General features: G+C 51.8%; 12 protein-coding genes. 2 read left to right on the top strand and 10 right to left on the bottom strand.

Annotated features, from left to right (window positions below):
• Positions 1-165: 165 nt before the first annotated feature.
• Genes RIN67_RS01370 through RIN67_RS01355 form a run of 4 tightly spaced genes read right to left on the bottom strand, consistent with a single transcriptional unit; the run spans position 166 to position 2,787 of the window.
• Positions 166-915: a hypothetical protein gene (locus RIN67_RS01370; RefSeq protein ID WP_264999731.1), complete on the bottom strand. Its 750-nt coding sequence runs from the start codon at positions 913-915 to the stop codon at positions 166-168.
• 18 nt (positions 916-933) lie between these two features.
• Complete coding sequence (locus RIN67_RS01365; protein WP_264999732.1) at positions 934-1,710, bottom strand: hypothetical protein; 777 nt, start codon at positions 1,708-1,710, stop codon at positions 934-936.
• Entirely contained in the window at positions 1,697-2,416 is a 720-nt protein-coding gene (locus RIN67_RS01360; protein ID WP_024747107.1) for an ATP-binding cassette domain-containing protein, read from the bottom strand. The genes RIN67_RS01365 and RIN67_RS01360 overlap by 14 nt, the downstream gene beginning before the upstream one ends.
• Complete coding sequence (locus tag RIN67_RS01355; RefSeq protein WP_107740106.1) at positions 2,413-2,787, bottom strand: GntR family transcriptional regulator; 375 nt, start codon at positions 2,785-2,787, stop codon at positions 2,413-2,415. The genes RIN67_RS01360 and RIN67_RS01355 overlap by 4 nt, the downstream gene beginning before the upstream one ends.
• Positions 2,788-3,101: 314 nt before the next feature.
• On the opposite strand from RIN67_RS01355, the gene RIN67_RS01350 reads away from it, so the two are divergent.
• Both RIN67_RS01350 and RIN67_RS01345 read left to right on the top strand, forming a co-directional pair.
• A complete protein-coding gene (locus RIN67_RS01350) occupies positions 3,102-3,560 on the top strand; it encodes a universal stress protein (protein WP_056944873.1) in 459 nt (152 codons plus the stop codon).
• A gap of 87 nt (positions 3,561-3,647) precedes the next feature.
• The gene (locus tag RIN67_RS01345) at positions 3,648-4,529 is read left to right on the top strand and encodes an RluA family pseudouridine synthase (protein WP_264999733.1); all 882 of its coding nucleotides are present in this window, start codon (positions 3,648-3,650) and stop codon (positions 4,527-4,529) included.
• A gap of 300 nt (positions 4,530-4,829) precedes the next feature.
• On the opposite strand, the gene RIN67_RS01340 is transcribed toward RIN67_RS01345, so the two are convergent.
• From RIN67_RS01340 to RIN67_RS01315, 6 genes are all read right to left on the bottom strand, one after another.
• Positions 4,830-6,071, bottom strand: a complete 1,242-nt coding sequence (locus RIN67_RS01340) for an MFS transporter (protein ID WP_264999734.1) — start codon at positions 6,069-6,071, stop codon at positions 4,830-4,832.
• 508 nt (positions 6,072-6,579) lie between these two features.
• Positions 6,580-7,317: a glucose 1-dehydrogenase gene (locus RIN67_RS01335; protein ID WP_264999735.1), complete on the bottom strand. Its 738-nt coding sequence runs from the start codon at positions 7,315-7,317 to the stop codon at positions 6,580-6,582.
• Between the two features lie 697 nt (positions 7,318-8,014).
• Positions 8,015-9,322 (bottom strand): signal transduction protein, encoded by a 1,308-nt coding sequence (locus RIN67_RS01330; protein ID WP_264999736.1) that lies wholly within the window; start codon positions 9,320-9,322, stop codon positions 8,015-8,017.
• Positions 9,323-9,357: 35 nt separating this feature from the next.
• Positions 9,358-10,677 (bottom strand): signal transduction protein, encoded by a 1,320-nt coding sequence (locus RIN67_RS01325; protein ID WP_304058101.1) that lies wholly within the window; start codon positions 10,675-10,677, stop codon positions 9,358-9,360.
• Positions 10,674-11,999, bottom strand: coding sequence for a sensor histidine kinase (locus RIN67_RS01320; protein ID WP_264999746.1), 1,326 nt, complete (start codon positions 11,997-11,999; stop codon positions 10,674-10,676). The genes RIN67_RS01325 and RIN67_RS01320 overlap by 4 nt, the downstream gene beginning before the upstream one ends.
• Complete coding sequence (locus RIN67_RS01315; RefSeq protein WP_024747099.1) at positions 11,999-12,772, bottom strand: response regulator transcription factor; 774 nt, start codon at positions 12,770-12,772, stop codon at positions 11,999-12,001. Before RIN67_RS01315 ends, RIN67_RS01320 begins: the two co-directional genes overlap by 1 nt.
• Positions 12,773-12,998: the final 226 nt, after the last annotated feature.

Here is a 12,998-nt window from a genome sequence, read left to right as displayed (position 1 = left end):
TTGGTGAGTGGTCCTCAGCTCGCCTAGGAAAAGGCCCAACTTCGAGACCGCTCTTTGGCTCGAAGTTGGGCCCACGGCGTTCCAGCCCTGTCTGGCCGCCCGGTAAGGCGCTGACTTCACAAAAAGCCGCCACCCCAATTGGGTGACGGCTTAGTCATACGTGACTTAATATCGGGCTTCCGTCCAATGTTTTAATAAGTAGATATTGACGGCGACGGCTAAGGCCTCAGCCAGCGCCATTAAAGCTAGGCTGATCCATAAGGTGCCATCTCCCGAAAAGCTGCGAGTCAGGTAGGTCTGCAGATTCAACAGCCACCCAGAAAGGTAGACCAGACCCCAGACCACTACGATGGCTAACAGGACCTTAATGACCCGTTGACGGACTCCCGGGACGAACGCGCTCAACGCGTTGACCACCAGGTGAATCAGGGTAATCATGATCCAACTGCCTAGCAACAGCAGGACCAGCACCAAGACCACCGCCAGGCCCATTGCTAGCCACGGCTCATCCGGTGATAGTTTTATCTGGAAGGCTTGCCGCCAGATACCAGGATGGGTGATGACCAGACTCAAGCCAAAGGCCACCGTTTCCACCGCGCACAGGTATAGGTAGGCTACAAACGTCGCGAGGAGGTTGGTCAGGTAAAGCTTGGTCGCACTGACCGGGATCAAACGAAATGAATCATTGCGCACCACCCGCTCATTATGGGCCGCCAAGCCCACTAGGCCCACTAGTGACCCAATACCGGTCCAGCCGCCCAACAAGCCACTATAATCGAGGCCCCGGTAGCCCTGCGACCACCCGGTGACTACCCAGGTGACCACGATAGCTAAGGCCCACAACAGGAGGATTCGATTCATTGTCCGCAACTTGGGCTTCCAAAGGGCACAAAATAAATTTTTAAATGATGTCATGGTTCTAACTCCCCTTTTCTAGCGAACCCGGGCTTCCACCCAAAACTTCAACAAGTAGACGTTGACCGCCATCATCGCCACAACGCCGATGACGAACATCCCCAGGATACTCACCATCGCCGCGTCATTCCAAGCTGCCGTCACCCAATCACGCAACTGAACCAGCCACTTACCCAGCCAAACCAGGACGCCGATAACCACGATGGCCAGGAGACCTTTAAAAATCCTTTGGCGACCAGCCGGTAAAAAAGTACTCAGCGCGTTAGTCAGCAAGTGGACCAAGGTAATCAGGGTCCAAGCTCCCACGATCAGTAGGCTAACTAGGAGCGCCACAAAGGCCAACACCCCCAACCAGCCGACGGTCCCGAACTCCCGTACGCCACCAGCCCAAGCAACCCGCAACCAGTGACTCAGGTTAGCCGCGGACTGCTGGCCACTAACCAGAGCGCTTAGCCCCATGACTAGGAGCCGGACCGCCACGAAGTATAAGTATGCCCCGACCGTGGTGACCACCCCCGCCAAGTAGAAACGGGTATTGGTCACTGGCAGTAAGCGGTAAGTATCCTGTACCCAGTCGTGCTCGGTGCGTACCGCCAGCCAGACAAAGGCAATCACCCCTAAGCCGACGCCGACGCCCGTGGTGATATTCATGAGGTTGACGCGGGACCAGCCCTCACTGAATCCCGTCTGGACCAGATTACCCACCACCAGCAACCCGTACGCCAGCAACATCCAATTGGCGATGCGCCACTTGGGCCGCCAGAGCACCCGCACCGTTCGCCTAAAGGTCGTCATGTTGAATCGCCCCCTCGTAGAGACTCTCGTAGAACGCCTCGACCCCGATGCCAAACTCTTGGCGAATCGCGTCGCTACTCTTGTGAGCGCAGATGGTCTGGTCCTTGATCACCACGACCTCGTCCAATAACGGCGCAATCTCCGTGACGTAATGGTCACTGATGATCATGGTGGCTTCCGGCCGTTTCCACTTGATAATACTGCTGATAATCCGTTTCCGGCTCATACTGTCGATTCCACTGAACGGTTCGTCCAACAAGTACAGCGTAGCTTCCCTAGACAGCGTCAGGGCAATAATGAACTTTTCGCGTGTCCCCTTCGACAGCTTCGCCAGCTCCAGGTCGTCATCCAGCTGAAGGAAGGTAATCAGGTCCAGGTACTTCTTCGCGGAGAAATCCCCGTAGACCCGGGCGTAGAAGTCCCGCACCGCGCTCAGCTTAGTGGTCGGTCGGAACCCCTGCAAGGCTTCACTGAAGCTGACCGCTATCCGGCGTTGGACCCCGGCTGTCGCGTCCCCGACCGCGATCGTTCCCCGGTATCCCTTGGCAAGGTCGGCAATCAACCGCATCAGGGTGGTCTTCCCGGCCCCGTTCTCCCCTAACAGACCCACGACCTTCCCCGGTGTGATGGTCAGATTGACGTCCGTCAGAATCGTCTGATAATTCTTCCGGTAGGTTAAGTTGGTAATCGCTAATGCGTTGCTCATTTGTCTACCCCTTTCTGTGTGGCGATGTAAGTCCGCAGTTCCTGGACAATCTCATCGTCGCTTAACTCTAATCCGTGCACCTGGTGATAGAACTGCTGAACATAGGTGACGATTAAGTGGTGCTTTAACGCGGCGATCTGGGTCACGTCTTCCGTGACGAAGTTTCCCCGGCCGCGCTTGGAGATTAGAACCTGCTCCGTGACCATTTCGCTCAATGCGCGTTGGACCGTGTTGACGTTGACCGTGAGATCGACCGCCAATTGCCGGACCGCTGGGACTTTATCCCCGGGTGCCAACTGTCCAGCAATGATCCGATGATACAAGTAATTCTTGATCTGGTAATAAATTGGGACCTTATCATCAAATTGCATAGTTTTTTCCTCCCCAAAGGTGACAGCAGTGCACTAATAGTGTCCTATTTATCTATTACACTATAACATCACGTCCCCACTTTTCGCAACCCCTGCCGGCAAAATCATAGCGGTCACCGGGAAACTTGCGGTATAATAACAGTAATTATTCACCGGGTCAGGATTGAAAAAAACGCCCCGTGCGGGTGGTCCGGCACGTGAGCTTACATGGTCTTTTCATAAAGTTTTGTATAAATTAAGGGCTTACACACCCGGTAATAAATGATATAGTAGAGATAGGATTTCTATATGCATCGTGAAGGGGTGGCATCCATATGTTACAACAATACAAAAACATTCTGGTTCCCGTTGATGGTTCCAAAGCAACCCAACCAGTCCTTGAAAAAGCAATTGAAGTCGCTAAGCGCAACCAAACGCATCTAGACATTTTAAACGTGCTGGAAGTCAACCAATTCAGCGATACTTACGGTGGCGCGGTCAGCGGTGACGTCATCTACAAGTTATCTCAAGACGTCCAAGACCGGCTCGAAGACTTGAAGAAGCAAGCCATCGATGCTGGGGTCAAAGACGTCAGCATCCACGTTCGGTTCGGGAACCCTAAGCCAGTTATCGCCCGGGAATTCCCAACCGACCACGACACGGAACTCATCGTCATCGGGTCGACCGGGCTGACCGCCGTAGAACGGTTAATGGTGGGCTCCGTTACCAACTACGTTAGCCGGTCCGCTATCTGCGACGTCCTGATCGTTAAGCCGGAAGATTTAGACGACTAACTCTGATTCTCGATAATCCCATAGCCTCCCGCTGATTTAGCGGAAGGCTATTTTTAACGAAAAATGCTCAAAGGAGACGCTGCTACCATGCACTGGACTTACACACGGCACCTGCCACCAGACTTTACGCCCCGCTCGGTCCGCCAACTCTTAACGGATTGGTGGTTGCCCAGCCACCTGGTTCATAGCCTGCGCATCGCTCAGCGGGTCTTGGTCAACGACCACTACCGGTCCATGAATCAGCTGGTCCAGCCTAACGACCGGGTCACCCTGACCTTTCTACCCGCAGACTTCGCTCACCCCTTCCCAGACGTCGCCCCCGATAGTGCGGCGACCGTCAGCGTGCTCTACGAAACGGCCGACTTACTGGTTATCAACAAGACCCGGGGTAGTAAGACCCACCCCAATCAACCCGGTGAACGGGGCACGACATTAAACCACGTGGCGGCCTACCTAGGTGCTGATCAGCCCGGACCCTACATTCTCAGCCGATTGGACCAGGAGACCACTGGAGCACTGCTGATGACCAAGACCCCCGGAGTGGTGCCCATCATGGTCCGCTTGATTGCCGAGAAACGCGTCCAGCGTACCTATCTGGCCTGGGTCCACGGCCGCCTAAGCGGCCACGGGACCTTTACTGACCCGATTGGTCGTGACCCACATGATAAGCGTAAGCGCTTGGTGAACGGCGTGCATCCCCAGCGGGCCATCACCCACTACCAAGCCGTCGATCACCGGCCCGATGCCACGCTGGTCCAGTTGCGCTTAGAGACTGGTCGGACCCACCAACTGCGGGTCCATCTCGCGGCTAGTGGTCATCCTCTGATTGGCGATCCACTTTACGGCTCCCCCAGTCAGGCCCGCTTACGACTTCACTGCTGGCAACTCAGCTTCCCGCAACCCTTCACCCTAGACACACCCCCAACTACCGTCACAGCTCCCGTCCCCACTGATTTCGACCAGTTTTGAATGGCTTCTCGCCTTACCGGGGGACCACGAGGCTTACTAGCTCCTCACGGCTTATCCCCCAAATGAACCATAAGTGGAAAACACTAAGGGGTCACCTCGCAAACATAACACCAGTTGGTAAACGGACAAAAACTACAAAGGTCTAACGCTAAGTTAACGTCCAACCTAATCTTAAAATGTCTCGTAGCAAAATTGGACGGCAAGTTCCCAGTAAAATACCAGGAACTTGCCGTCCAAAAAGTCGCCAAGTAAAGTTGTCCAATTTTAAGGGTTCGCTTCAAACAAGATATTTTACACTCCCTATATTTCCTTCATAGAGCCAACATTGCTTTTAGAACTTAAAATGAAAAAGTATATGATAAAGCAGAAAAGTGTAATACCATTTACTAAAAAAATAAGCTTGAAGTTAAATTTATCTAGTAACGTGCTGTAAAACAAAACTCCCAAAGGCTGTAATATCTGTACCGTTGTAAAAAGTAAAGTCATTAAATGTCCCATTATCTTTTTGGGAACTGTCTTCTGAATATACGTAAATATAGGTGCATCTGCCATTGATGTTATGGATCCAGCGATAAGGTTAAATAACGCCAGAATAATAATTGCTGGAATTAGATTGATATTTAAAAAGATTCCAACTGCTAAAGACAATAGAGAATAGACCTCATAGAGTATCACAGTGAACTTAAAAGGACGACTTACAGTAATAATAGAAATTATAAGTCCGCCGGCTATAACCCCCATTGACGAACAGCTTTGAACTAGACCACTAATACTACTACTTAGGTGAAGCCTTTTTAAAACAACAAAGGGTGTCCCTATCTCAAAAAGAACACTCGCAAAATTAAGCAAACATACGGAAATTGTTATCTTTAAAAGTTGACTTTTGCTGCGCAAATAATTGAGTGCAGCCTTAAAAGACCCTTTTTCCTTCACATTTCCCTGGTTCTCTGGAAAACTATTATATTTCTCAAAATTTGTCACCATCGTTAAAAATAGAACCACTACGCTCGTTAATAATCTCAGAAAAATTAAGTATCGAAAATTAACTACTGGGAACAACACTCCTGCAATAGGCGCACTCACAATTCCTGACATCGAAGAGCTAAGACTAATAATGCCATTTAATCTTTGCATTTTAGTTTTTGGTACAATCCCACCAACAGATGACAAATACGACATACTGAACATTCTGCTGAAAGAATTAGAAGCCATATTAAAGAGAATCACCGCAAGAAATATATTTTTTGAAGAAAAATAAACTTCATAGTACCCAGCAAAACATACTATGCTAATAAGCATGCCTAATCCACCTATTAAAGCAACTGTTTTGTGTGGCAGGGAGTCTATTAAGTTTCCAATTATAGGCGCCATTATGAGGCTCACAAGGGGGCCAATGATTATTGAGAATCCAAAACTGATAGCTAATCCAGTATATTTTAATAACAAAAGGCCCAGTGAAAATGTTAATACACCCGATCCAATCGCATCTATAAATGTTGTTGCTGAGACCTTTACAAGAGGTAGGCTTTTGTTAATACTCATATGATCATCTCTTAGATTATTTCTTTTCGGTAGCCTTTGCTAATTCAACAACGTCCATAATGTCGCCTTACTTCTCTAAGTAAACACAGTTTGTTTAATTGCCTACGTTGTACTACGTCTGATACTTAAAAACAGCGGAACAGCGAGAATATTTTAAAAAAGTCACAATATTTATGAGAATGGCTCTATACCGCCGTATTTTACAATTCGTTCATTTAACAATCCGTTTAGAATTTTACGTTGGTATTCCAAGTACCTCATTCACAGAACACAATCATTTTACCCAGGCTAGTCCCTAGCCTGGCAGCTTTACTAGGCACTTTCAACCTTTAGTTTAATTTAAAATGGCTCCCCAGATTGGCTTTAAGCCAGTCCAGAGAGCCATTCGATTATTAAGTTAATCCACAGCACACTCATCGTGAGCACCACTACCAAACTATCGTCGATTCGGTCCTTTGTGGCCGCCCGGTAAGGCGACTGATGCCCACTCGTGTCCAGCTTTAACGCCTTATTGTGCCGTGTACCCGCCATCAACCACGAACTCGGCACCCGTGGAGAAGCTGGATTCATCAGAGGCTAAGTAGAGGGCCATGTTGGCAATCTCGCTGGCCTCGCCTAACCGGCCAACTGGATGTAAGGCCTCCAACTCTTTGCGCTTTTCAGGATAAGCGTCCACCATCGGCGTATGCACGTAGCCGGGGTGAATCGAGTTGACCCGAATCGGGTAGTTCTTTTCCGCACAGTAGAGCGCAGCGGACTTGTTGAGCATCCGCACGCCGCCCTTAGCCGCGTTGTAAGCGAACAAGTTGGAGATCCCGATCAATCCGGCGATGGAAGACAGGTTAATGATCGACCCACCCTGAGCCTTCATATGCGCAATGGCGTGCTTGACCCCGTACATGACCCCATCGAGGTCGACGGCTAAGACCTTGTGCCAAACGTCGTCGGTGATTTCCTCCGCATTATTGAAGCTCAGGATACCGGCATTGTTCATCAAAACGTTCACCGGACCAAATGCCTTTTCAGCAGCTTGGAAAACGGGTTCCCACTGGTCTTCTTGGGAAACGTCTTGCTTCACAAAGATGGCGTTGTCGCCGATTCCCTGTAACGCTTCAGCGCTACCTTGATCGTCAATATCGGTGATGACCACCTTGGCGCCCTCCTTAACGAAGGCTTTTGCGGTCGCCAAACCAATTCCCTTGACGCCACCAGTTACGATTGCCACTTTTCCATCTAAACGTGCCATACTAACTTCCTCTTTTCCAAATCAAGTTGACTCTAAGTGATACTGGTTGTGGGTATGGTTCCAGAATAGCGCACCGTTTCTTATTATGCAAGCGCTTACAGAAAAATTTCAACCTAGACGCACCGCTACTAGCTAGCCAGCCCCGCCAGCTCAAGGATTGGGCCAATTGAAAGGTGCTGAAAAAACGCGCCCCGCCAACATGTTCCAGTCGTCACGTCATTTGAGAGCTAGCTAAGAATCAGCGATGAGCTGTGGTCTAGACTTACGTGTACGCTCTTAAGACACTCATTCTGCCCCCAAAAAGGGCACAAAAAAACCGGAGTAACCACACTCCGGCTCCCACTAGCATCATTAGAGTATTCAACGTATTCACAGTTTGTAGTCAGGAAACGCCGTTACTCAAATTAGCTATCATCTCAATATGTAGTATTGAGCGATTCAACCTTCCCCGAGTGGCGGGCCATCCGAGGAAGCGTAAGTAAATACTAATCATCACAATTAGTGTCTACTCACAAATGCAAGAATCTGTAAACCTTTTTTGGTTTGCCAGCTTCTCTGAAAGATTGATTGGTATTACAAGTCTTAGTATAGCAAACATCGCCATAATTGCAAGCGCTTTCTTTATATTACTAATAAATTTTATCAGCTATAAGTTTCTTCGTAACAATGACGAGTTTGTGAATATCCAAGGGGCCGACTAATTTCGGGGGAACGAGAGCACCAGCTCCGCCCAATGTCGCTTGAGTTGCAGCCGAACCACTACGGGGACCCGTAAACTATGCACGATGTTCTTAAAATCCAGGGTCCATTGCTGGTTCACCAAGCGGTACCCCGTGACTTGCGTATCCTCGGGGACTGGGAAAATCAGACGGTACACAATCGCCTTGGACGTCGACTGTAATTCCAGCGTCATGGTCGCTGGTCGGTGTAACGCCACCACGGGCAACGCCAACGGGATGGTCTGCCCCACCACGTCGTCCAACTGCTGCAACAGCGCCACGGTGGTGGTGATGGGCCGCGGAATCACCACGAACACCTGCACGCCCCGTTGCCGCGCTAAGAGGTAGTGGTGGTAGATCTGGTAGCGCAGCGATTCCCGGGACACGTTATTGAGGTCCTCAATCGTCAGGTCCGCCGCGTTACTGGTGACCCACTTAGAGCGGATATCCACGTACAACTGGCGAAAGCTGGCGTAATCCTGGTCGGCTAGATAACCGCCCAACCCCAATAGCATGTTCTGGTAGTCGTGGTGAAACCGCCGGACTTGGGCCATCTGGTTCTCCAGTTCCGTCGAGTAGAGTTCTTGGAACTGCTGCTGACTGCGCTGTGCGCGGGCCCGCTCCCGTTGCAAGTGGGTCAGCATCAAGATGTAGGTCCCCAGCGCAATGCCGATAATCAAAACCGCCCCCATCAGGGCCAAGAAGATCACGTAGTCCCGGGAACCCGGCAGTAACTGCAACGACATTTCCAGACCACAGAAGACCAACAGTAAGGTGACCATCAGGGCCAACAGCAAATAGGTCGACCGTTGACGCAACGTCCCCTGAATCAGATTCTCCATGGGCGCCCGCGTCTGCCACAGACCCACTGCCAAAGCCGTGCACAGCGCGCTGACGAAGACCATCGCCGTGACCATTCCCCGTAGCGAACGCGTAAAGGCGTAGGACGTGGAAAGCATGGTCACCGCCACGCTGGCCGTATAGGTCACCTCGACCGCCAGATAGGCCAAGATGCTCACGCTCAAGAAACTGGGCAGACAAGCACGGTGCCGCCGGGGAATTCGGCTAACTTCCACGACCAATAACCCGATGATTGGCAACATGATTCCCCGTGGCAGATACGCTAGGACTAGTCCATCCCCAACCGTATAGGCCCCCGCCATCACGATAGCGTAAGGAACCATGTGCTTAGGCTGTAACTGGGGAAACCAATAATATTGAAAGTAGACGAACCAGTATGTCATCACTAAGTTCACCATGCCAAAAATGAGCCATGTTTGCAGCATCGTCACGTTAACCCTCTTTCTTAGCCGCTGCGCCCCTAACGCATCGGCAACACGATCAAGAGTTGCCCCCAATGCAACTTGATTCGAACTTGACTGGTCACATCATCCGCTAGCTCCCGCAATAACGGGGCAAAATCCAGGGCGAACGCGGGGCCCTGCACACTGTGGTGCCCCACCACCTTGGTTGCATCCGGCACCGGAAAGGTCACCTGTAACAGGGTCGCGTCCCGGGTCGCCGTTAGCTCCAAGGTGACCATCGCCGGTTCGACCTTGGCCACGGCCTGGATGATCACCGGTAGCGCTTGGTCGAGAAACTGGCTGAGTTGCCGAGTCACCAAGACCGTCGCCGTCAGGGGCTGGGGAATCCGGACGAATAAGTTGACCCCCGCCCGTTGTGCGAAGAGGTAAGCGTGGTACAGCGCGTACCGGACGATACCCCGCGGCATATTTTCCAGGTCATCGATAGTCAGGTCGGCGGCATCACTGGTCTCCCAACCGGACCGAATATCGATGTAGAGCTGACGAAAGCCCGCGTAATCGTGGTCCGCTAAGTAGCCGCCCAAGCCCAGCAACATGTTCTGATAGTCGTGGCGAAACTTTCGAACCGCCTCCATCTGGCGGGAGAGCTCCGTGGAATACTGTTGCCGGAAGGCCTGTTGCTGCCGCTGGGACTCCGCATGGCTCTGCTGAAGGTGGGTCTGCATCAGGACATAGGTCGATAGTGACAACCCCACCATCAGGGTCCCCGAGACGGCCGTCATGAATAGGACGTACATGGACGACCAGTTCAACAGCTGTAACGTGTACTCGAAGAGCATGAAGACGATGGCCAGGCACAGCATGAAGACCAATAGGAGATACTCCATCGGCCGGTTCAGCATGGCCCGAATTAGGTTCTCCATGGGGGCCTGCGTGACGCCTAACGCCATGACCAACAAGGCAAAAATCACGTTATCGAACAACAATTCCGTCACGGTTCCCGGTAACGACGCCGCGAATTGCATGTTGGTGGTGAGAATCGTCAACGAGATGCTCAAGGTATCGACGAACTCCTTGAACAGGTAGGCAAACACCGTCACGTTAAGTAACGCGGGCAGGTAAACCCACCGTTTAGGTCCTAGGCATCCCAGCTCGATCGTCAGTAAGACGATTGCGGGCAACGCACTCAACCAGGCCGTCTGGGGCAAGTTCACCAGTGCCCGGTCCAGACACGCGTAGACTAACCCCATCAAAAAACAAAATCCCGTGAATGGTTGCGGACGCAACTGGGGGAACCAATAATACTGAAAGTAGACGAACCAGTAGACCAGTGAGACTTCCGCCAGCCACAAGCTCCAACCATTAACGGCAATCATGCCCCCCGTTCCCCCTTCGTTAAGATGACCGTAAAGTAGAGCCGACCTCGTTTTAAGGCTACCTGCAGCGAAGCGTTCGCTGTCTGGTCAATAATTTCCTTCACCGTACTGAGGCCGAGGCCGTGACTGCCCCCTTTGGTGGTGTACCCCGCCTCCATGATGCGGTTTAGTTTAGGCGGATCAGTCACCGAAACGGGGTTCGCCACGGCCAGCTCCACGGCATCGGGATAATCCAGAATCGCACAGTAGATCTCGGGTAAGTCCCCCATCGGCGGTGCTTCGACCGCGTTGTCCAGCAAGACCCCCATGACCCGCAAAAGCTGGACGTTGTTCATGGGAATCGCCTGGACCGTGTCGGGAATCTCCAAGCGAAAATGCCAGCCCCGGTTCTGGGCGGCCAGAATCTTCTGAAATAACAGACTCTTCAGGGGTGGATCATTCAACCGCTGCAGGCCATCCACTTCTAGGCCTACCAGTTGCTTGGTGGTCTGCCAGTGCTTGTCCAGCGTTTTGAAGTAGTCGGCGAGGCCCTGGTAGTCCTCCGCATCGAGGTAGTCGCCCAACCGCAACATCTGCTTCTGATAGGTCCGCTTGAAGTCCCGAATCGCCCGGACTTGGTTCGATATCCGCCGATCATAACGCGTCTGGAGAATACTCTCCTGGTAGTTGATTCGGGCACGCTGCCGGGAGAAGAAGCTCCGTAGGAAGAAGAACAGACTCAAGACGATCAACCCCACCATAAAGGATTCGATGGCCAGGGCAAACGTCAGGAGGCCGTGGGGCAGGTCCAGCGCGTGAATGACCTGACCCGACAGACTAGCCATTAAGCCCAGAAGCACCAGGAGCGTCATGACCGTGAGCTGTTCCTTACGGCTAAAGGCCAGTTGGGACAGGTTTCCGGGCTGGATGTGCATGGCAGCCACACCCAGGGAGATTAACGAATAGATCAGGACCTGGACCGCTAACCGGCTGACAATGCCCCAGAAGCTGGCGGCAAACGTGGCGCCCCAGATCTCAATCGTGGTCTGGAGACACAGGTCGTTGACCAGGACCACGATCAAAGCAATCACCAAAGTCACGTTGGTGAAGATGACCACCAAGTACCTGCGGCGGTGCACCAGATAGCCTAACGCGGCCAATGGTGGGATGACTAACGCCCACTCTTGCCCGATGACCGCGGCCACCAAGGCCCACCATAACCATTTAAGGGGTAATAACCAGTTCTGAGGCCGGACTTCGCCCACCCAGAGGGTCCAGAACCACTGCATGGTCAGCGCCAACACGAAGTTGACCCAGAAGTTCTGATCAAACCAATGAAGCATCACGACTGATCACCTTCTCGTGATTTAAGATACTTTTGCACCAGCGTTTTGACCGCATGAAATTTCCGGGTCGCCACGTCGGTCTGGTCGCCATTAGGAAAGATCAACCGCCGTTTGTCGACGTCTAGGCCACTGACGTTACTTAAGTTAACTAAGTAACTCTTGTCGACCCGGTAGAGCTCCGGGTACTGATCCGCGATGTCCTTCAGGTAGCCCGGGAACTCGACTAATTGATTGGCCGCGTGCACCGACACTTTATGCGGGGTCTCGGCCGTCGCAATGAAGTACACGTCCCCCATAGGCAGACTAAAGGTTCGGCCACCGATCGTATAACTGAAGAGGTTTTCCGTGTTCTCCAAATAAGTGGTGTAGCGCTGATATCCGTAGTCAATGTTCTCCCGGATCTTCTGGTCGACCTGGTCGCGTCCCAGGTCCTTAACGATGAAGTCCATAGGCTCTACTTTTCGTTCAAAAGTCAGTAACGCCATCTCCGAATGGGTGGTCACGAAGACGATCTCCGCGAATCCCAATTGCTGGCGCACGGCAATGGCCGCTTCTAAGCCGGTCATGTCTTCGGCCGGAAACTCAATATCCAAAAAGAATAGGGCATACTGTGGGGTGTCCGCCTGAATCCGATCGATCAGGGCTTTGGGACTGGCCGTCGCCAGCTGGACCCGCATGTCAAAATCGTTGATCAGAATATAGCGTTGCACAACTTCCGTATAGTGTTTCAATTGCGCTGGATTATCTTCACAAAGATAAACGGCTAACACATAACTCACCCCCTTCACATATTCACCACTAATGTAACGTGAAATGGCATCGGTTGCAATCTTTTTGACAACAAAAACGGCATCGTCTCACGGACGCTACCGTTTTTTACAGGACTGTGTCATCTAGCGGATTGATTCGCACTCCCCCAAGTTCAGCCTCAATCCGGCTTACCGACTAGTCATACCAATATTCTCTTACTCCTCGGCACACTGTGATTAATGTCCC

The sequence above is a fragment of the Levilactobacillus namurensis genome, from assembly GCF_032197885.1.
GTDB lineage: Bacteria > Bacillota > Bacilli > Lactobacillales > Lactobacillaceae > Levilactobacillus > Levilactobacillus namurensis_A.
The sequence above is the reverse complement of the archived record's forward strand: the minus strand, read 5'-3'. Positions and strand labels throughout refer to the sequence as shown.

What these genes read in the sequence shown, in the direction of transcription:
- RIN67_RS01360 (WP_024747107.1), bottom strand. Translation starts at nt 2,416, where the DNA reads ATGAGCAACGCATTAGCGATTACCAACTTAACCTACCGGAAGAATTAT.
- RIN67_RS01345 (WP_264999733.1), top strand. Translation starts at nt 3,648, where the DNA reads ATGCACTGGACTTACACACGGCACCTGCCACCAGACTTTACGCCCCGC.
- RIN67_RS01340 (WP_264999734.1), bottom strand. Translation starts at nt 6,071, where the DNA reads ATGAGTATTAACAAAAGCCTACCTCTTGTAAAGGTCTCAGCAACAACA.
- RIN67_RS01335 (WP_264999735.1), bottom strand. Translation starts at nt 7,317, where the DNA reads ATGGCACGTTTAGATGGAAAAGTGGCAATCGTAACTGGTGGCGTCAAG.
- RIN67_RS01365 (WP_264999732.1), bottom strand. Translation starts at nt 1,710, where the DNA reads ATGACGACCTTTAGGCGAACGGTGCGGGTGCTCTGGCGGCCCAAGTGG.
- RIN67_RS01325 (WP_304058101.1), bottom strand. Translation starts at nt 10,677, where the DNA reads ATGATTGCCGTTAATGGTTGGAGCTTGTGGCTGGCGGAAGTCTCACTG.
- RIN67_RS01355 (WP_107740106.1), bottom strand. Translation starts at nt 2,787, where the DNA reads ATGCAATTTGATGATAAGGTCCCAATTTATTACCAGATCAAGAATTAC.
- RIN67_RS01320 (WP_264999746.1), bottom strand. Translation starts at nt 11,999, where the DNA reads ATGCTTCATTGGTTTGATCAGAACTTCTGGGTCAACTTCGTGTTGGCG.
- RIN67_RS01330 (WP_264999736.1), bottom strand. Translation starts at nt 9,322, where the DNA reads ATGCTGCAAACATGGCTCATTTTTGGCATGGTGAACTTAGTGATGACA.
- RIN67_RS01350 (WP_056944873.1), top strand. Translation starts at nt 3,102, where the DNA reads ATGTTACAACAATACAAAAACATTCTGGTTCCCGTTGATGGTTCCAAA.
- RIN67_RS01370 (WP_264999731.1), bottom strand. Translation starts at nt 915, where the DNA reads ATGACATCATTTAAAAATTTATTTTGTGCCCTTTGGAAGCCCAAGTTG.